This window comes from Streptomyces sp. NPDC042371 (assembly GCF_056437465.1).
Map to the genome: position 1 here is coordinate 189,812 of NZ_JBWKAP010000009.1, position 18,748 is coordinate 208,559.

An 18,748-nucleotide genomic window follows, 5' to 3' on the forward strand; every position below is an offset into this window, starting at 1 on the left:
CCTCACGCATATCCGACTCGGCAATCGTATATACGAACTCGACCGAACTGGGGCAGGAATCCATGGACTTCGCGCTGACCGAGGAACAGGAGGACATCCGCCGCGCCGTCGCCGAACTCGCCGCCCGCTTCCCCGACACGTACTGGGCCGACCACGACGAACGAGCGGCGTTTCCCCAGGACTTCTACGACGCGTTCGCCGAGGGCGGCTGGCTGGGCATGGCGATCCCCCAGGAGTATGGGGGCGGTGGGCTCGGCATCCTGGAGGCCTCCCTGTTGCTCCAGGAGATCGCCGCCTCCGGAGCGGGCATGAACGGATGCAGCACCCTGCACCTGACCATCTTCGGCCTCAACACCCTGGTCAAGCACGGCAGTCCACAACTGCGCGGGGAGATCCTGCCGCGCGCCGCCGAAGGCTCGCTGCACGTCTGCTTCGGCGTCACCGAACCCGACGCGGGCACCGACACCACCCGCATCACCACCGTCGCCCGCCGCGACGGCGACGACTACGTCATCAGCGGCCGCAAGGTGTGGATCACCAAGGCGGGCCACTCCCAGAAGATGGTCCTCATCGCCCGCACCGCGCCGCGCGACCCGGAGCGGCCCACCGAGGGCATGACGCTGTTCCTCGTCGACATCGACTCCGACGCCGTACGGCTGCGGGCCATCCCGAAGATGGGGCGCAACGCCGTCGCCTCGTACGAAGTCGTCATCGACGAGCTCCGCGCGCCCGCGAGCTGCCGAGTGGGGGAGGAGGGCCAGGGGTTCCGCCACCTGCTCGACGGCCTCAACCCGGAACGCATCCTGCTCGCCCACGAAGCCGTCGGCATCGGCAGGGCCGCCCTGCGCGCCGCCGTCGACTACGCACGCACGCGTGTCGTCTTCGACCGCCCCATCGGGCAGAACCAGGGCATCGCCTTCCCGCTCGCCGAAGCCGCCACCCGCCTCGACGCCGCCGAACTGATGGCCCGCAACGCCGCCTGGCGCTACGACCAGGGGCTGCCCTGCGGCAAGGAGGCCAACATGGCCAAGTGGCTGTGCGCCGACGCCGGTTACCTGGCCGCGGACCGGGCCGTGCAGACCCTCGGCGGCATGGGATACGCGAAGGAGTTCCACGTGGAGCGGTACTTCCGGGAGTCACGGCTGCTGCGCCTGGCCCCGATCAGCCAAGAGATGATCCTCAACTACGTGTCCAGCCACGTGCTGGGTCTGCCGAGGTCCTACTGATGACGCAGCCGCCCACCGGCGCGGGCCCGCACGGCGGCGCCCTCACCGGAGTCAAGGTGCTCGACCTGTCCCGTGTCCTCGCCGGGCCCTACTGCGCGCAGCTGCTCGCCGACCACGGCGCCGACGTCATCAAGGTCGAACCCCCCGCCGGTGACGAGACCCGCGGCTGGGGCCCGCCGTTCGTGGCGCCTGACACCTCCGCGTACTACCAGAACCTCAACCGCGGCAAGAAGAACATCGTCGTCGACCTGTCCGTGCCCGAGGGCCGCGACATCCTCGACACACTGCTGCTCGACGCCGACGTGCTGGTGGAGAACTTCAAGGCGGGCACCCTCGCCAAGTGGGGCTACCCGGACGAGGAGCTGCGGCGCCGGTTCCCGGCCCTCGTCCACTGCCGCGTCACCGGCTTCGGGACCGACGGACCGCTCGGCGGACAGCCCGGCTACGACGCGGTGCTGCAGGCCTACGGCGGTCTGATGAGCGTCAACGGCGAGGCGGACGGTCCGCCGTTGCGCGTCGGTGTGCCGGTCGTCGACCAGGTCACCGGCATCCTCGCGTTCTCCGGCATCCTGCTGGCCCTGCACGAACGCCACCGCTCGGGCCTCGGCCAGCTCGTCGACTGCACCCTCCTGGACACCGTGGTCAGCCTGCTCCACCCGCACTCGGCGTCGTGGCTCGCCGACGGCTCCGTGCCGCGCCGCACCGGCTCCGCGCATCCCAGCATCGCCCCCTACGACGCCTTCACCGCCGCCGACGGGCCGCTCTTCGTCGCGGTCGGCAACGACCGGCAGTTCGCCGCGCTCACGGAGGTCCTGGAGGTGCCCGCGCTGGCCGACGACCCCCGCTTCCGCACCAACCCCGACCGCGTACGCCACCAGCAGGAGCTGCGCGCCGCACTGGAGAAGGCCATCGCGGCCCGCCCCAGGGCCGAGCTCACCGCGCTCCTCACGGCACGGGGCATCCCGGCCTCACCCGTGCACGACGTCGCCGAGGCGCTCACCGCACCCCAGGTGCGCCACCGCGGCCTGGTCGTCGAGGACGGCGACTACCGGGGGATCGCCTCGCCCGTGTCCCTGTCCCGTACGCCCGCTTCGGTGCGGGCCGAGGTGCGGAGCGCGGGGGCGGACACGCGGGAGGTGCTCGCTGCGCGGGGATTCGACGAGGAGGCGATCGAAGGGGTGGTCGGGCGAGGGGTGGTGCGGTCGGCCGTGACCAGGGACGACGCGTGATTGTCAGTGTCGGGTGCGAGGGTGGCAGGCATGACACCACTGCGACTCACCGACATCGAGACGGCGCTGCGCGACAGTTGGGGCGCGGACACGGCCGATCCCGACTCCGGTGAGACGTGGCTGCCGGACAACCCCGAGCGGGACCAGTGCGGCGTCACCGCGCTCATCCTGAACGACCTGCTGGGCGGCGAGCTGATATGCGCCGAGGTCCACGTCGGCGGGGCGCGGACGGGATACCACTGGTGGAACCGCCTGGACTCGGGCTTCGAGCTCGACCTCACCCGGGGCCAGTTCCTGCCGGACGAGACCGTCACGGACGGCGTCGCCGTCACCCGGCCGCCGGAGATCCGCCGCTGCCGCGAGGAGTACGAACTGCTGCGCACCCGGGTGCTGCACAGACTCGCCGAACGGGGCGGAGGATCACCGGCGGCGCCCGCTCACGCCACGTCGTAGACGTCGAGCCGCCCGCACATCCCGAACCTGCCGCGGACCGAGGGCTGTTCGGCCCGCACCGCGGCCCCCGCCAGATAGCCTGCGTCGCCGCGCTCAAGCCGGTCGAGCTGGTCGCCGGTCGCCTCCGCCGCGGCGGCCGCGCCCGCCCGCCAGCGCTCCCGCCATGCCGAGGCCAGCGGTCGCGCCAGGGCGACCGCGGCCCGGTGGAAGGCGGCCAGCGGCTCCGGGTCCCCCGCCTCGGTCGCCTCGCGGAGCGCGGTGAAGCCCTCGACGGCCAGGTCGCGGCGGCACCGGGCCGCGGCGGCCAGCTCGGCCTCGCTCCCTTCGGCGGGCAGGGCGACGGCCGTGCGGTAGGTCCCGGGGTCGGCGAGCAGCGGCGGCGGCAGCGTCAGGACGGCGTCCCCGGCTTCGGGCAGCCCGCAGTTCTGCATGAGGACGTTGATGGTCAGTCCGCCGTCGTTGACCAGGCGGTGGATGGTCCCCGGGGTGAACCAGACCAGGGCGCCGGGGGAGAGGGGCGTCTCGCGGAAGCCGTCCGCGGTCAGGGTCTGCACGGCGCCGCTCCCGCCGGTCACCGCATACCCCTCCGAACAGGTCAGGTGCAGATGGGGAGTTCCGCCGCGACGGCCGTCGGTGGCGGGCCAGTTGTACACGCTCAGCCGCGACACCCCGATGCCGCCGGGCAGTCCCTCGTACGGGACGGGCATCGCTTGCGCTCGGTGGGGTCGGTTCACCATGGACTCCTCGCGACGTCGGCTGCTGCTGTGGACGGGAACGGGGTCGGGGTCGGGTGAAGACACTACGGCCCCCGGTGTCGCCCGACACCGGGGGCCGCCCCGCGTCCCGACTGCCTTCCCCCACGAAAGGTCACCGGGACTCCCCTGAGTGTGGTCAGGGTCTGTGATCCCGTCAGAAGGTCAGTGCGGCACCTTCCCCGAGACCCGCCTTCATCGTGCACTGGTTGGCGAAGGTGGTCGTCCAGTTGACGTGCTTGCCGTTCCACACGCCGCCCACGGTGACCGTGACCGGACGCCACTCCTTGGTACAGATGGCGTCGGACGTGGTGCCGACCAGCTGGGTGAACTCTCCGCCGACCTTGGCGAGTTCAGCACATGCGGCGGCCGCCGACGGGTGGCTGCCCGCGGGACGGGGCGCGCAGGTGAGCGTCACGGCGCGCTCCACCGCGGCAGATTCGGCGTTCTCGCCCTGGCCGATCGCCAGTACGAGGGCGGACGGGGCGTAGAGGCTCTTCGCCTGCGGCGCCTCGGCCTGCGCGGTGCCTGCCGTCGCGGCGAGGACGCAGGTGGCCGCTGCCGCGGCTGCTCCCACGGCCTTGAGGGTGCGACGCATGGTGAACTCTCCTTCGATCGATGCGGTTGGTGACTGCGGTGAGGAGTCTTGCCGGTGCGGAGAGTGAGCGCCATGCGGATGGTCGATTTCCGGATGTGCCGTTCCGGTGAGCGGTGATCGTACGCTCGTTCGGGCAGCTCAGGGGCGGTGGGAGCGGTTCCGTGCTACCTGTCCAGCATGTGGACGAATGGCATTGGTATAACTAAGAACCACCGTCTGACCTGCGGAAATGAAAAATTGGTTTGCGCTTCGACCACTTGCATCGTCCGGAAATCATCGCTAAATAGCCTCTTGATCATGCGAATCATTGGTGTTTCGGGGTCTATCACCCCGGATTGGCGTCTGCTCCCTCGGTGCTGATCAGTACGACGATTGCGTCGGTTCCCACCCTCAGGGCGGCACGGCGTTCGGAACTGTCGGTGCCGGTGAGGGTGGCGCGCACTCCGGCGAGGGAGGCGGCGCCGCACGGGCCGGACGAGACGCCCAGATCCGCCAGGTCCCGTGCGGCCGACGTGCTGTCGGCGTCGGTGACGGCGACAGCCGCGTCGAGGCCGTCGCGGAGCACCGGCCAGGCCAGGGCGGAGGGCGTGCCGCAGTTCAGCCCCGCCATGACCGTGACGCCGGTCGGTACGTGCGTGAGCCGTCCCGCACGGAGGCTCGCCAACACGCAGGCAGCCCCGACGGGTTCCACCGAGAGCATGGCGGGCGGGGCGGCGTCGGATGAGGCCTCCGCACTCCGCCCGCTGCGGTAATGCGTGACCGCCGCCTGGGCGAGTGACCCCACCCCCACGGGAACGGCGACCAGAGCGGGCGACTGTGCCCCCGCGGCCGCCAGTTGGGCGTCCACCTCGGCGAACAGGGTCGCGTACCCCTCGACGACCAGGGCCGGAATCTCCTCGTACCCTTCCCACGCCATGTCCTGGACGAGGACCGCGTCCGGCGCCGCGGCCGCGGCCCGCGCCTCGCTCACCGCCGCGTCGTACGATCCGGCCACCGCAGTGACCTCGGCGCCCTCGCCCTCGATGGCGGCCACCGCGGCAGGGTGTACTCCCGCGGGCACGAAGACATGGGCGCGGCGGCCCAGCTGCCGGGCCATGCGGGCCACGGCCCGGCCGTGATTGCCGTCGGTGGCGGTGACGAACCGCAGAATCTGCGGGGCGGCCGCTCCCTGTCTGCCGTTCGCGTGCCGCGCCAGGATCCGGTCGATCGCCCAGGACGCGCCGAGCGCCTTGAAGGCGGGCAGTCCGAACCGCGAGGACTCGTCCTTGACGAAGACCCGGGCCACCGCCAACTCGCGTGCGAGGGATGGTAGTTCATGCAGGGTGGTGGGCGCGTACCCGGTCAGTGACGTGTGGAACGCGCGGGCGTCCGGCGGGGGAGGGGCGCAGGTCCACGCGCGTGCGGCGGGCCGCACGTACCAGGGGAGCGAGGAGGGGGTTTCGGCCGCGGGGGATTCCGTTTCTTGATCCTTCACGGCACCAGCGTGCGGTCAGCCCCGGGAGAACGCCAGCACGGCCGCGAGGTTCATCGGCTGTCGCGTCGACACATAGACGTACGGCGCGCCTCCCCAGGAGTTCCGCAACTCGATGCGCAGCGCGGTGGGGACGTAGGAGCGCAGGAGCAGCAGCGCATACGGATTCGCCCTGACCGTGCGCCACTCGAAGGCCTCCCGCTCGTCGAGGATCTCCGTCGCGCCGAGCGCCTCGATGGGGATGACCCGCTTGCCGACGACGAGGGAGCCGGGCGTCACCAGGATGCGCACCCTGCCGTGCCGGTGCACGAGCGTGGCGGAGACCAGGATGCCGAGCGCGGCCGCGATCACCGCGGCGAGCGCGCCGAAGGGGATCGCCGCGACGGCCAGCCCGACTCCGCCCAGCGCGACCAGCCCCCACCAGGAGCGGGGGACGCTCAGCCGCTCTTCATAGATGTGCATGACCGCATCCTGGCAGGCAGGGGTGCGGCGACGGGCGGTGGGTTCCCGTGAGTCGCGCCCCGTCTCCGGCACCCCGTCCGTCTCTCGCCACCCGCATGCATCGGGAGGCAACTCTCGGCCATCCGTTGCCGTCATCGAAGAAGTAAGCGGGACACGTGAGTTCGAGGCGTGGCCCGATGTTCGGGATGACGAGGAGAATCACGTTGAGAGGTGTGCTGAGAGGGGCGACCGCGGCCTTAGCGGTGCTCGCGCTCGCGGCGGTGTCGCCGGGCGCGGCCCATGCGGGGCCGTCCGCCGAGCCCCCGCCGACCGGGCCGCCCCCGCTGCCCGCGTCGGCCGCGTCGGCCGGAAGCGACGGCAAGGGGCTGCCTGACGGCTGGCGGCTGGCCGGCAAGGGCGAGGGGAAGCAGCTCGTGTGGGCCTCGCCGGACCCGGTGGCCATGGGCGACGCGCGGGTCGAGTTCTACTCCGGGAACAGGCTTCTCGGCCGACCGGTGGCGGCGCGGGACGGGCGCTCGTTCCGGCTGCCGCTGCACGGCGCGAGCATCGGCCCCGCGCGGCAGTTGAAGGTGCTGGCTGCCGGACGCCGTCTGGACGAGGCGGGGTCCGGCGCGAAGTCGCGGGGCCCGCGGTCCGGCCAGGCGGCCCGCCCCGCGGCGCCTCTGCCCGCGAACGGCGTCGACCCCGGAAAGCCGGGCCGCTACCGCACCGCCACCGGCTCGTACACGCTCAAGTCGGTGCGGCTGCCCGGGTTCCCCGAGCCGGTGGAGATGAAGGCCAACGTGGTCGGCCCCGTCGACGCGCCCGGCAAGCGGCCGCTGGCCCTGTTCCTGCACGGCCGCCACTACACCTGTTACGGCGCCGAACGGCAGATGGCGTGGCCCTGCAAGGCAGGCCTGAAGCCGGTGCCGAGCCACAAGGGTTACCAGCGGACCCAGAAGCTCCTCGCTTCCCAGGGATACGTCACGGTCTCCATCGCCGCCAACGGCATCAACGGCCAGGACCAACGGGCGGAGGACGGCGGCGCGCAGGCCCGTTCGACCCTGGTGCGGCTGCACCTCGCCCGCTGGGCGGACTGGGCCGAGAAGCGGTCGGCCGCACCGGCCGGGGTGCGCGCCGTCGCGCCCGCGGACCTGTCCCGCGTCCTCCTCGTCGGGCACTCCCGCGGCGGCGAGGGCGTCGACCGCGCCGCGCTGGACAGCCTCTACCGTCCGCCCGCCGACCAGGACGTCCCCACCGGACCGGTCCGCTGGAAGATCCGCGGCAACGTCCTCATCGGCCCCACCCTCTTCGGTCAGAACCCGGCCCCCGACGTGCCCTCCGTGACGATCCTGCCGGGCTGCGACGGAGACGTGTCCGACCTGCAGGGCGAGCTGTACGTCGACGGAACGCGCGGCGTCAGCCGCGGCACCGCCCTGCACAGCGCGGTGTACATGGTCGGCGCCAACCACAACTTCTTCAACAGCGAGTGGACTCCGGGCCAGTCGACGGCCCCCGCCGAGGACGACTTCCCGACCGCTGAGACCTCAGACCCGGTCTGCTCGAAGGGCACCAGGACCCGGCTGACCGCACCGCAGCAGCAGGCCGCCGGTGCCACCTACATAGCCGCGGCGGCCCGGCTGTTCGTCGCGGACGACGACCGGGTGCGCCCCCTTCTCGACGGCTCCGGCCGACGCGCCCCCTCGGCGGACCCCGCGCGGGTGCTGACCCACGCCGTCGGCGCGCACCGCACGCAGGCCCTGCTGCCCGGCGCCTCGACCAAGGTCAAGGGCGGACGGCTGTGCGCTCAGATCGCCACCGACGAGACGAAGGCCTGTCTGCCGTCCACCACGTCCGGGAGTTCACCGCACTTCGCGTTCTGGGAGTTCGCGCCGGAGCCGGGGCGAGACGCGGTGGCGATGCGCTGGTCGCGGGCCGGGGACCCGGTGCGGGTGAGCCCCGCGCGTCCGTTCTCCCTGGCGGGCGCCAAGGACGTGGCGCTGCGGGTGATCGTGCCGCCCAACACCACAGGGACGCGGTTCGACGTCTCGCTCGTCGACGCCTCGGGTCACCGGGCAGGGCTCGGCCGGGTCCGCGTCGACGGACTGCCGGGCAGCGACCTCACCGCCTCCTACTGGGGCCGCGAGGTGCGCGTACCCCTGTCGGCCTCGGCCCGGGAGAAGCTGGACCTCAAGCACGTGAAGACCGTGGAACTCACGCCGCGCACCCGCTCGGGCAAGGCGTGGCTGATGGACGCCTGGGGCTGGCGCCCGGGCACACCGGCCGTGCGGGCTCCCGAACTGCCGCGCGTCGACGTCGGCAGGCTGAACGTGAAGGAGGGCGACTCCGGAGTGCGCACCTACCGGGTTCCGATCACGGTCTCCGGCAAGGGCAGCGGCAAGGTCAGGCTCTTCGTGCCCGACGGCGACACGGGCGAGGTCGCGAACCGGATGGTGACGGTACGCCCGGGTGACCACGTCGACGTGCCCGTCGAGGTGCGCGGCGACACCCGTTACAACCAGGACACGGGACACGACGCGCTGGTCAAGGCGGTACGGGGTGCTGTGGTCGGCTCCTACCGGGGCGGGGTGATGGCGGAGAACGACGACCCGGCGCCGAAGGTCACCCTCGAACCCGTCGCGGACCGCGTCACCGAGGGCAAGCCCTTGACCTGGCGGATGACGCTGTCGGAGGCGGTCGATGTGGACATGATGGGCACCCTCTCCTTCCAGCCGGTCGACGGCGGCAGGGAACTGTCCACCCTGGACGTGGAGCCGGGCTGGCTGGAGAGCGAGTTCGGCGCTTCGCCCCGTCCGGAAAGGCCGCTGTCGACGATGTCGGGGGAACGGGGCCTGTTCGTGAACGTGCCCGCGGGTGAGAAGAGCGCCGAAGTGCGCATCCCCACCATCAAGGACCGGGTGAGCGAGCAGGACGAGTCCGTCAAGGGCCAGCTCTACGTCTACGACGCGAAGTGGGAGCCGCAGCCGGGCCCGGGGATCACGGGCACGGTGCGCGACGCTTCGTAGCGCGCACGGCGGTCAGCCCGAGGTTCACTGCACCGGGTTGACCGCCTCGGGGCGAGGCTCGCCGGGCTCTCCGTCGAGCCTCGCCAGGGCCAGTGCGCGGGCCCGGTCGAGTGCGTCGTCGGCGGCGCAGGGTACGTCGGGGCGTACGCCCGTGCCTTCCCAGTTGGTGCCGGAGACGGGGTTGATGGAGCGGCCCACCGGGATGGTCGCCTCCAGATGCGGATGCACCGTCCAGCCGTCACGCGGGTGCGCCCCGCCGCCCGTCGTCTCCCCGACCACGACGGCACGGCCCAGTTGCTGCAGGTCGTAGGCGAGTTCCTCGGCCGCCGAGAAGGTGCGGCCGCTCGTCAGTACGTAGAGCGGCTTGGTGCCGCCGAAGCGTGCGCCCGGCACGTGCGCGGGGCTCCAGGACTGTTCGAGGCGCTCGCCGTCCCGCCAGTACATGGAGTTGAGGTGGGTGCGCTCGGCCAGCAGGTGGCCGCAGACGAAGGCGACCGTGTCGGGATCCCCGCCGGTGTTGCCGCGCAGATCGAGGATGAGGGCATCGGCGGGAGCGACCAGGGAGAGCGCGGCGCCCAGCGGTTCGGCGGACCACGACAGGGGGAACAGGGCCGGGGCCAGTTCGAGCAGCGCGACGCGGCCGCCGAGCAGCTCCACGCGGGGCGCGCCGCCCAGCGAGGAGTCGAACTGCGCACGCATGGCCGCCATGGCGGCCGCGCCCTGCTCCGGAGGCACCGGGTCGGTGTGGTGCTTGAGGCGCAGGTGCAGGTCGCCGTTGAGGGACTGGAGGTCCGCGGTGACCAGGCGTGCCAGGTCGGCGGGGTCCTCGACGTCGTACGCGCCGTCCGCGGTGCGGCGCCGCAGCAGGGCGGCGAGCGGTTCCGCGATCTCGGGGAACACGTAGTGGTCCAGGAGGAGTTGGGCGGTCGCCTCGACGACGGGGGCGACGCTGAGCTGCTGTTCGGTTGTGGTCATGGCAGGTGAGTAGAGCAGCACCCTTCCCAAAGCGTCAAGAAGATTGGACACTTGATGCATGCCCGAGCAGCATCAGCAGTCCCCACCGCACCCGGTCGTCGCGATCGAGTCACCCGAGCAGCACGCCGCGCTGGCGCACCCCTTGCGCCAGCGCCTGCTCTTCTCGCTGGGCCACCGGCCCGCCACCATCAGCCAGCTGGCGGCGCGGTTGAGCACCGGTAAGGGCAATGTGGCCCACCACCTGAAGGTGCTGCGCACCGCCGGACTGGTCCATGTCGCCGAGACCCGCAAGGTCAGGGGCGGCACCGAGCAGTACTACCAGCGGGTGGCCGAGCGCATGGCCGTCGCCGAGCCGCAGGCCGAAGGGACGGCCGCGATGCTCGGGGCCGTGGCCCAGGAGCTGGGGAGGTCCGAGCGGACGACTCTGTCCCTGCGCCACGTGCGCCTCAGCCCCGACAAGGCGCGCGAACTCGGCGAGACGCTCGCCCGGTTGGTCGACGAGGCCGAGGAGGACGCGGAGGACCAGCCGGTGCACGGCGTGCTGGTGGCGCTGTACGAGCAGGTGCAACCGCCGGACGGGCGCTGACCTGACCCCGTCCGCCGACGGGACCCCGTGGCCCCGGCCCGCGCCGGATGCCGCCGCCTCACGCGTCGAGCACGATGGCGTTCTTGGCGTGGTCGACGGACTCCTCGGTCGCGGGGCCGCCCGGATTCTCCGTGGCGAGCGCCTGGTTGACCGCGACGAAGGGGCGCAGGCGCCGCTCGTAGTGGGCGAAGGCGGCCCGGTGGCCACCGTCGGCGCGGCCGAGTGAATCGGCGAGCACGTACGCACCCACCAGGGCGAGACTCGTCCCCTGCCCGGAGAGCGGGGAGGCACAGTGGCCCGCGTCTCCGAGCAGCACCACCCTGCCGCGCGACCAGTTGTCCAGGCCGAGGAAATTGTCCGCGCCGGGCGGCTACGACCTGCACCTCGACGAGCTCTTCGAGTTCGGCCTCGGCTCCCTGCTCGACGGCTTCACCACGACCATCGACCGTGCGCAGCCGCAGCCCGGTGCGCGAGTCGGCGGGCACGCTCCTTAAGGTTCCTCCATGCCCGCCTTCCCGCCGCCTCCCGAGCTCCAGCTGCTGCGCGCCGACCACGCGCCCGCGCTGCGCGCCTTCGAGGAGACCAACCGCGCCTACTTCGCGGCCTCCGTGCCCGACCGCGGAGACGCCTACTTCCGCGACTTCGACACCCGCCACCGCGCCCTCCTGGCCGAGCAGGCCACGGGTGCCTGCTTCTTCCACGTCCTGGTGGACGACGGCGGCGGGATCCTCGGGCGGGCCAACCTGGTCGACGTCGCGGACGGCAGCGCCGAGCTCGGCTACCGGATCGCGGAGCAGGCCGCGGGCCGGGGGCTGGCCACCCGGGCCGTCCGGGAGATCCGCGACCTCGCCGTCACCGCGTACGGCCTGACCGCACTGCGTGCCGGGACGACGCTCGACAACCCGGCCTCACAGGCCGTGCTCGCGCGGGCCGGTTTCGTGCCCGTCGGGGCCATCCAACTCGACGGACGCCCGGGGACCGGCTACTCCCTGGCGCTCTGACGGCCGCCTCGCGCGGCCGGGATCACTCCGTACGCGGCCGCGACTCGTGCAGCCGCGTGTGGTACCGCCCCTCCGACTCGTACCCCGCGGGATCCTCACCCGCCAGGATCACCTGCTGGATGGCGTCACGCTGCTCCTCGGGGCTGGTGAAGCGCCGCTGCGTGTACGTCCGCGAAGAGTCCGTCACGGTGTCGAGACCGTGCGCCGTGAGCGTGTCGGTGATGGGCCCGTAAGGCACCGACCGCAAGACGAACGCGCTGACCCAGACCGGCAACCGTGCACAGTCGAGCAGCGCGTCGAAGGTGAGGTGCGAGATGTAGCCGATGCCTCCGGTGACCGTGATCAGTCCGGTGCGGCCCATCGCGCGACGGAGCTCAGGGCTGGGCGGATGCCGCTCCAGGTTCTCGGCATACGCTTCGTCGAGCAGGCCCGCGTCCAGGGCGTAGCGGGTGGCGTTCGCCGCCATGTCCAGGCCGATGACCGGGGTGGCGTCGGCGCGCCGCCGCGAGGCGTAGAACTCCTTGTCGCGCTCGATGAGTTCGTGCGGCGTGAGCGCGGCTGCCTCGTCACTGGTGTAGTGCGCGTACAGGTCGGCGAGCGTCAGGTCGTGGTTGAGCAGCGCCGCGTTGATGCCGTACGAGCAGCACAGGTCGAGGACCGTCACGGGGCCCTCGTGGCCGAGCAAGTGGGCGCGCAGGTCGCGGGTGCGGCGGAAGACCGCCTGGGCGTGCTGCGGGATCTCGTACTCGTGGGGGGCGAGTGTCCGGAAGTAGGCGCGAGGGTCCGGTTGGTCGTAGATGTCGTCGAACCGGGTCTTGCCCGATGAGGCATTTGTCCTGTGCCGGTCAGTGGTCATGGGGGACCTCCGGGAGCGAGGAGCGGGTCTGGGGCAGACGTGAACCTCTACCCGACCCTCACCACCTGCCGATAGACCTCATGGCGGTATCCGGCCACGGCAGCACCTCGCCGTGGCCCCTTCCACCGCCCCGCTGACTACCCTGGAGCCGATGTTCTCCTCCCAGGGTCCCACGCTGCGCGAGCTCGCAGTTCAGGCGTTCTCGTCCACCGAGCACGGGTACGACCTGCTCGCCCCGAAGTTCGACCGCACGCCTTTCCGCACGCCTGGCCGATTCCTGACGGCCACGGCCGACGCTCTGCGCCCCCTCGGACCCTTCGACGCGGGGCTCGACGTGTGCTGCGGAACCGGCGCGGGCGTCGACACACTGCGTTCGCTGTGCCGGGAGCGCGTCACCGGGGTGGACTTCAGCGCGGGCATGCTGGCGGCCGCGGCGGAAGCGGTGCCGCGGGGCGGCGGTCCGGACGGGCCCGCGGTCGAATGGGTGCGGGCCGACGCCCGCGCACTGCCGTTCTCCGGGGGGTCTGGGGGGTCTGGGGGTTCTGCGGGCTTCGACCTGGCCGTCAGCTTCGGAGCGTTCGGACACTTCCTGCCCGCCGAGCGGCCCGCCCTCTTCGCCGGTGTCCACCGGGCGCTGCGGCCCGGCGGCCTCTTCGCGTTCCCGATCGGTGCCCCGCAGTCCTTCGCGTCGCCCTGGTACTGGGCGCTCCTCGGCTTCGACGGCGCCATGCGCGCACGGAACCTCCTATGGCGCCCGCCGTTCGTCATGTACTACCGGACCTTCCCGCTCGGCGGGGTCCGCGAGGACCTCGCCGACGCGGGCTTCGACGTGCGGCTGCTGCCCCTGGAGGAGTTCGGCCGCCGCCCCGACGGCAGCCCCCGCTGGCGGCTGGTGGTGGCCAGGAAGGCATAGCCAGGAGGCGTGTCAGGAGGGCGTGGCTACGCCGTGCCGTCCGCCGCCGCCCGCAGCGCGGCCACGTCCAGCTTCTTCATGCCGAGCATCGCCTGCATGGCCCGCTGCGCCCGCTCGGCGTCCGGGTCGGTGAGGAGCTCGCTCAGGACGGTGGGCACGACCTGCCAGGACAGGCCGTACTTGTCCTTCAGCCACCCGCAGGGCCCTTCCTCGCCGCCCTCGGAGAGCTTCGTCCAGTAGTGGTCGACCTCGGCCTGGTCGGCACAGTGGATCTGGAAGGAGACGGCCTCGTTGAAGGTGAAGTCCGGCCCGCCGTTGAGCGCCGTGAAGGACCGGCCGTCGAGCACGAACTCCACGGTCAGGACGGTGCCCGCCGGGCGCGGGGCGCCTTCGCCGTAGTACGAGACGCTCGTGATCTCCGAGTTCGGGAAGACCGAGACGTAGAACTTCGCTGCCTCCTCGCCCTGCAGGTCGAACCAGAGGCTGGGCGTGATCGTGGGCATGGTGTTCTCCTGTCGGCTACGCGGCGGTCCTGTCCGCCCTTCTGTCTATGTGGACCGTCGCACCGCCCGGAACTCATCGCCATGCGGCGAACGGGTCGTGCCGCCTCAGGTCACCCGGTCTCCCGTACGTGCGGCTCCCCCTCCAGCACGATGCCGAAGTGCTGGTCGTAGGCGGCGAGGACCTCCGCCTCCGAGGTCAGCTCGGTGGTCTGCCGCTCGCCGTCCACGGTGGTCGTCAGGGTGCGTCCGCTCAGGGTGATGCGGCCGCTTTCGGTGAGGCGGGAGCAGACGAGGGAGCGCGTGAAGTGCGAGTCGGGCGACGTGCGGTGGTACCAGGCGCCTGACGTGAAGTCGGCCAGCGCGCGCGGGCGCGGGTCGACCAGGTACTGCGGCTTGCCGTCCTTGACGACGTCGAGGTCGCCGTCCGGAGTCTCCGTGATGCGGAACGTGCCCCCGGGGTCGGTCTGCTCGCCACGGTCGGCGTAGGCGAGCGGCAGCTCGCTGTGGGCGCCGAAGCCGACGTCCGCCAGCCAGTCGCCGCCGTCCTCCGTGCGCACCCGGAGCGCGAGGTGGTCGAACGGGATGCCGAGCTCCGCGGCGTCGTCGTACACCCGGGCCTGCAGCAGCGCGACATCGAAGCCGAGGGCCCTCAGAAGCGCGGCGAAGGCACCGTTGAGCTCGTAGCAGAAGCCGCCCCTGCGGGCGTCCACGACCTTGCTCACCAGGGCCTTGTCGGTGAGCTCGATGTCCTGGCCGAGGTGGATCGAGAGGTTCTCGAAGGGCACGCTGCGCACATGCGCCAGATGCAGGTCGTGCAGGGCCCGCGTGGTGGGGGCGGCGGGGCGCCCGGCGCCGATGTGCCGCAAGTAGGCGTCGATCTGTTCCGTGTCCATGAGCACCAGTGTGGTCGGGGCGCGGCGCTCCGGCCACGGACCCCGGACGGCGCCGACACCGTCCGTCGGTCCTAGGACTTCAGGACCACCTCAAATACCCGGTGACGCACGGCAGTACGTGTGTACGATCGCCGACGACGCACGCGCCGCACCCGGCGCGGGGCGGCACGAGCGACGCAAGGAGGTGAGCCCGATGACCGCGCGGCACAGCACGCAGCACCCCGTCCGGGCCCTCCTGACCGCAGCGCGCGTCCACAGCCTCGTCTGACGTCCGACACTTCACGTCCGACGCCACGGGCTCGACGCCACCGCCAGGAGCGCCCCCACCGCGACTGACCGTCGCACCCTCCTGAGCAAAGGACCCGCTCCACCGTGAACGCCACACCCTTCCAGGTCTCCGTCCCGGACGACGTCCTCGACGACCTGCGCACACGCCTGCGCCGCACCCTCTACACCGCGGCCTCCGACCCCACCTACTGGGCGGCAGGCACCGACCCCGGCTATCTGAGCGAGCTCGTCTCCTACTGGGCGGACGGCTTCGACTGGCGCGCCGCCGAGGCCGGGCTCAACGCCTTCCCGCACCGCGTCGCCGACGTCGCGGGCGCCCGTGTGCACTTCGTGCACCTGCGCGGGGTACGGCCCGAGGGCGCCCCCGCCCCGCTGCCGCTCGTCCTGAGCCACGGCTGGCCGAGCAGCTACGTCGAGATGCTGCCCCTCGCGCGGCGCCTCGCCGACCCGGGCAGCCACGGCGGCGACCCCGCCGACGCGTTCGACGTCGTCGTGCCCTCCCTGCCCGGCTTCCTCCACTCCGAACTGCCCCAGGGGCCCTTCACGAGGCGCGCCGTCGCGGGGATCTGGCACGAGCTGATGACCCGCACCCTCGGCCACCAACGCTTCGGCGCCTTCGGCGGGGACATCGGGGGAGGCATCACCCAGTGGCTCGGCGCCCTGTACCCCGAAGACGTCGCCGGGGTGCACCTCACGTCCGCGGTGGTCTCCGCGGACTTCGACGCACGGCCGCCGACCGCCGAGGAGCAGGCCTACCTCGACCACCTGGCCGCGTTCGACGCCGAGGACCAGGGCTACAGCGAGATCATGTGCACCCGGCCCGACACGATCGCCGCCGCCCTGCGGGACTCCCCGGCGGGTCTCCTCGCCTGGATCATCGACAAGTACCGCGACTGGAGCGACTGCGACGGCGACCTCGAGGCGCGGTGGGACAAGGACACCCTGCTGACCGTCGCCACCCTCTACTGGGCCACCGGCAGCATCGGCTCGTCCTTCCGGCAGTACTACGACTACGTACGGCACAACACCCCCGTGCCGCCCATCACCGTGCCCGGCGCCGTCACCCTCAGCCACGAACCGGCCTTCGCGCACTACCCGAAGAGCCTGACCGAGCGGGTCCTCACGGACCTGCGCCACTGGAGCACCCCGCGCAATGGCGGTCACTTCATGGCGCACGAGGAGCCCGAGCAGGTCGCGCGTGAACTGCGCGAGTTCTTCCGCCCCTTGCGGGCCGCGGCCTGACGGCGGAAGAACTCGCGCGGTTCTCCGTCAGCGGCCGCCCTTCTTCGTGAGGGTGCAGGTGGCCGTGGCCGCCTTGTGCGGGTCGCTCACGGAGCGGGCCGTCAGGTTGAGTCGGCCCTTCGAGTGGGCGTTCGCCGTCGCGGAGACGGCGACGTCCACGTCGACCGTGGCGCCCGCCCTGGCGGTGGCCAGCTCGCTGGGCAGCCAGGCGGACCAGCCGCGTCCCGATGCCTTGGCGGAGAGCCGGTAGACGTCGGAGTCGAGGTAGCGGGCGGCGTCCTCGGGGTGCCCGCCGGGTGGATCGGCCGGGGCGCGGCCGGTGTTGGTCAGCGGGAAGGTGCAGGTTGCACGGTTCTTCACGGGGCTGCCCGTGGCCTCGCCGCGGTCCAGCGCGGTCCCGCGGCGCTGCGGGCCCGCGCCGTCCAGCGACTTGACGGCGATGGTGTACGACAGGACGCCCGAGCGGCCGCGCCTGATGTCGCTGACGTAGAAGTGCAGACGGTTGGCGCGGTCGACGTACTCGTAGGAGCTGCCGGAGTCCGCTCCCGCGTGGAAGAGCGCGTCGCTGAGCTGCCGGTAGTCGCCCATGGTGATCTTCTGCTTGATGCCGTCGGGGCGCGTGAAGTCCACCATGTCGATGTCCTCGGGGTGCGCGTCGACCACCCAGGCGAACGGGGCCCGGTCCTGGTTCTTGGTCTTGGTGATCAGGACGCCGTTGTCCGGGGTGAAGGAGTCCATGCCCATCCGGTCCACGACCTCGACCGTGTAGTTCTCGTAGCCGCCGCCGTCGCACAGCGGGTCGGTGGCGCGGTCGCAGGCGGGGGACAGGTCGCGGGACATGGCGATGTTGACGCCGGACAGGCCCTTCGCGCCGGGCGGCGCGGAGCGGGCGGTGACCTTGGCGACGACCACCCCGGAGTCCTTGAGCGCGTCGCGGTCCAGGCGCAGCACGTTCTTCTCGTCCACGATGCCGAGCTTCAGCTTGTCGCGCAGGATGTGCTGGGAGCCCATCGAGCCGCCTTCGGTGGCCGGTATCTTCCAGCGGGTGTGCGGTCCGCCGGGGCCGTTGAACGAGCCGCGCGAGAGCATGCTCCAGATGCCGGTGTAGGCGCGGCTCAGGGGCTTGCCGTAGGGGTTGTTGTAGTTGTCGCCGATGCCCAGGATGTGGCTGAGCTCATGGGCGTACACCCCCATGCCCGAGCTCTCGGCCTGGGTGGAGGAGCCGGTGACGGCGTTCGGCCAGATACGGGCCGCGGCCTGCCAGGAGGTCCACGGCACGTAGCGGGTGGCGGCCGCGTTGCTGCCGGAGGCTATGGGGGTCGGCGGGCCCCACGTGCCCGGCACCTGTCCCTCCGCGCCGAACTTCATCTGGCCGAACTCCTGCCAGGTGGACGACTCGTCCTGCCCCGCGGTGAGGAAGAAGACGAAGTCGTACTTGGCCGCCTCGGCCTCGCCGACCTCGGCGATCCAGGCCGCCCTGCCGTTGGTGCGGATGTCCTTGCCGCACGTGCTGCCGGTGGGGCAGGCGCCCGGGTTCATGCCGGGCTCTATGCCGTACTGGAACGACTTGAACGGCATGCGGTACACGCCGAAGGCCTTGAGGTCGACGCCGACGCGGCCGCCGGAGTCCTCCATCCAGTACTCGTTGATGGTGTGGCCGCGGTTGAGCGCGCCGGGTTTGTTGAGGAAGTCCTCGTAGAACTGCGGAAGGTGGGCGCGCGGGACGTCGGAAGCGGTGGTCTGGGGGTTGCCGAAGACGGTCGAGCCGGGCGGCCGGCTGACGGTGAAATCCTCGTCGGGGTAGTCGAGGAGCACCAGTGCGCCCTTGAAGGTCCGGTCGGTCGGTTTGATGTCGGGGTTCGCCCAGTCCGTGCCGGGCACGGAGCGGTACTCGCTCCAGGTCATGTCATCGGGATTGCGCCAGTTCTGCGGGTCGATGGGTCTCGCCATGGAGGGGCGGTCGCGGCCGTCTGGGCCGGTTTCGTCGGGTGTCGCCCGCGCCGTTCCCATGGCGGCCGCCGCCAGGGCGGCGAGGGTGGCGACGACGACGGTGACGCGACGGGCCGGGCTGCGATGCCGACGGGCGGCTGGTCCACGTGCGGGGCGTCTTTTACGGAGGAGCATGGCTCACCTCGTGCCTCTTGCCGAAAGAACAGGGACAAGTGCGTGACAAGCCGTTCGGGTGGTGCAACAACCGTTCGAGTGGTGCGTCAACCGCTGCCAAGGTAGGCCGCCCGAAGCGGTGATGCCAGAGTGCCGATAGGGCCTCTCCGTGACGGGCCAGGCACCGAACGT

19 protein-coding genes and 1 pseudogene are annotated in these 18,748 nt (G+C 71.9%); 10 read left to right on the top strand and 10 right to left on the bottom strand.

Annotated features, from left to right (window positions below; all coding sequences use genetic code 11):
* The first annotated feature begins 62 nt into the window (after window positions 1-62).
* The 3 genes from AC068B_RS27575 to AC068B_RS27585 are packed head-to-tail and all read left to right on the top strand — an operon-like array spanning window position 63 to window position 2,908.
* Window positions 63-1,226 carry an acyl-CoA dehydrogenase family protein gene (locus AC068B_RS27575; protein ID WP_478674318.1) on the top strand — a complete coding sequence of 388 codons (1,164 nt, stop codon included), beginning with the start codon at window positions 63-65 and terminating at the stop codon, window positions 1,224-1,226.
* Window positions 1,226-2,455 (top strand): CaiB/BaiF CoA transferase family protein, encoded by a 1,230-nt coding sequence (locus tag AC068B_RS27580; protein ID WP_478674319.1) that lies wholly within the window; start codon window positions 1,226-1,228, stop codon window positions 2,453-2,455. Before AC068B_RS27575 ends, AC068B_RS27580 begins: the two co-directional genes overlap by 1 nt.
* Before the next feature lie 30 nt (window positions 2,456-2,485).
* Window positions 2,486-2,908, top strand: coding sequence for a YunG family protein (locus tag AC068B_RS27585; RefSeq protein WP_478674320.1), 423 nt, complete (start codon window positions 2,486-2,488; stop codon window positions 2,906-2,908).
* Here the strand turns inward: AC068B_RS27585 and AC068B_RS27590 are convergent.
* The 4 genes from AC068B_RS27590 to AC068B_RS27605 form a co-directional block, all read right to left on the bottom strand.
* Complete coding sequence (locus tag AC068B_RS27590) at window positions 2,893-3,645, bottom strand: cupin domain-containing protein (protein ID WP_478674321.1); 753 nt, start codon at window positions 3,643-3,645, stop codon at window positions 2,893-2,895. The two genes, AC068B_RS27585 and AC068B_RS27590, sit on opposite strands and share 16 nt — an antisense overlap.
* 172 nt (window positions 3,646-3,817) lie before the next feature.
* A complete protein-coding gene (locus AC068B_RS27595) occupies window positions 3,818-4,258 on the bottom strand; it encodes an SSI family serine proteinase inhibitor (protein WP_356267664.1) in 441 nt (146 codons plus the stop codon).
* Window positions 4,259-4,583: 325 nt separating this feature from the next.
* The gene (locus AC068B_RS27600; RefSeq protein WP_478674322.1) at window positions 4,584-5,732 is read right to left on the bottom strand and encodes a diaminopropionate ammonia-lyase; all 1,149 of its coding nucleotides are present in this window, start codon (window positions 5,730-5,732) and stop codon (window positions 4,584-4,586) included.
* 15 nt (window positions 5,733-5,747) lie between these two features.
* Window positions 5,748-6,191, bottom strand: coding sequence for a DUF3093 domain-containing protein (locus AC068B_RS27605; protein WP_478674323.1), 444 nt, complete (start codon window positions 6,189-6,191; stop codon window positions 5,748-5,750).
* 185 nt (window positions 6,192-6,376) lie between these two features.
* Between AC068B_RS27605 and AC068B_RS27610 the strand changes: the two genes are divergently transcribed.
* Entirely contained in the window at window positions 6,377-9,196 is a 2,820-nt protein-coding gene (locus AC068B_RS27610) for an alpha/beta hydrolase (RefSeq protein ID WP_478674324.1), read from the top strand.
* A gap of 24 nt (window positions 9,197-9,220) precedes the next feature.
* On the opposite strand, the gene AC068B_RS27615 is transcribed toward AC068B_RS27610, so the two are convergent.
* A complete protein-coding gene (locus tag AC068B_RS27615; protein WP_478674325.1) occupies window positions 9,221-10,171 on the bottom strand; it encodes a S41 family peptidase in 951 nt (316 codons plus the stop codon).
* A gap of 58 nt (window positions 10,172-10,229) precedes the next feature.
* On the opposite strand from AC068B_RS27615, the gene AC068B_RS27620 reads away from it, so the two are divergent.
* Entirely contained in the window at window positions 10,230-10,757 is a 528-nt protein-coding gene (locus tag AC068B_RS27620) for an ArsR/SmtB family transcription factor (RefSeq protein WP_478674326.1), read from the top strand.
* A gap of 58 nt (window positions 10,758-10,815) precedes the next feature.
* Here AC068B_RS27620 and AC068B_RS27625 read toward each other — a convergent pair.
* Window positions 10,816-11,100: pseudogene (locus AC068B_RS27625) on the bottom strand (FAD-dependent monooxygenase); the annotation flags it as partial.
* 10 nt (window positions 11,101-11,110) lie between these two features.
* On the opposite strand from AC068B_RS27625, the gene AC068B_RS27630 reads away from it, so the two are divergent.
* Together AC068B_RS27630 and AC068B_RS27635 are read left to right on the top strand one after the other, a co-directional pair.
* A complete protein-coding gene (locus AC068B_RS27630; RefSeq protein ID WP_478674327.1) occupies window positions 11,111-11,251 on the top strand; it encodes a hypothetical protein in 141 nt (46 codons plus the stop codon).
* Between the two features lie 9 nt (window positions 11,252-11,260).
* Window positions 11,261-11,758 carry a GNAT family N-acetyltransferase gene (locus AC068B_RS27635; RefSeq protein WP_478674328.1) on the top strand — a complete coding sequence of 166 codons (498 nt, stop codon included), beginning with the start codon at window positions 11,261-11,263 and terminating at the stop codon, window positions 11,756-11,758.
* A gap of 22 nt (window positions 11,759-11,780) precedes the next feature.
* On the opposite strand, the gene AC068B_RS27640 is transcribed toward AC068B_RS27635, so the two are convergent.
* Window positions 11,781-12,614: a hypothetical protein gene (locus tag AC068B_RS27640; RefSeq protein ID WP_478674329.1), complete on the bottom strand. Its 834-nt coding sequence runs from the start codon at window positions 12,612-12,614 to the stop codon at window positions 11,781-11,783.
* Window positions 12,615-12,765: 151 nt separating this feature from the next.
* Between AC068B_RS27640 and AC068B_RS27645 the strand changes: the two genes are divergently transcribed.
* On the top strand, window positions 12,766-13,527 hold the full coding sequence (locus tag AC068B_RS27645) for a class I SAM-dependent methyltransferase (RefSeq protein ID WP_478674330.1): 762 nt from the start codon (window positions 12,766-12,768) through the stop codon (window positions 13,525-13,527).
* Between the two features lie 26 nt (window positions 13,528-13,553).
* Here the strand turns inward: AC068B_RS27645 and AC068B_RS27650 are convergent, their stop codons facing one another.
* Together AC068B_RS27650 and AC068B_RS27655 are read right to left on the bottom strand one after the other, a co-directional pair.
* Complete coding sequence (locus AC068B_RS27650) at window positions 13,554-14,030, bottom strand: VOC family protein (RefSeq protein WP_478674331.1); 477 nt, start codon at window positions 14,028-14,030, stop codon at window positions 13,554-13,556.
* 110 nt (window positions 14,031-14,140) lie between these two features.
* A complete protein-coding gene (locus AC068B_RS27655) occupies window positions 14,141-14,923 on the bottom strand; it encodes an arylamine N-acetyltransferase family protein (protein WP_478674332.1) in 783 nt (260 codons plus the stop codon).
* A 118-nt stretch (window positions 14,924-15,041) separates the two neighbouring features.
* Here AC068B_RS27655 and AC068B_RS27660 point away from each other — a divergent pair, with 118 nt between their 5' ends.
* Both AC068B_RS27660 and AC068B_RS27665 read left to right on the top strand, forming a co-directional pair.
* Window positions 15,042-15,191, top strand: a complete 150-nt coding sequence (locus tag AC068B_RS27660; RefSeq protein WP_478674333.1) for a hypothetical protein — start codon at window positions 15,042-15,044, stop codon at window positions 15,189-15,191.
* 104 nt (window positions 15,192-15,295) lie between these two features.
* A complete protein-coding gene (locus AC068B_RS27665) occupies window positions 15,296-16,453 on the top strand; it encodes an epoxide hydrolase family protein (RefSeq protein WP_478674334.1) in 1,158 nt (385 codons plus the stop codon).
* Window positions 16,454-16,480: 27 nt separating this feature from the next.
* Here AC068B_RS27665 and AC068B_RS27670 read toward each other — a convergent pair whose 3' ends face one another.
* Window positions 16,481-18,577, bottom strand: a complete 2,097-nt coding sequence (locus AC068B_RS27670; RefSeq protein WP_478674335.1) for a M6 family metalloprotease domain-containing protein — start codon at window positions 18,575-18,577, stop codon at window positions 16,481-16,483.
* Window positions 18,578-18,748: the final 171 nt, after the last annotated feature.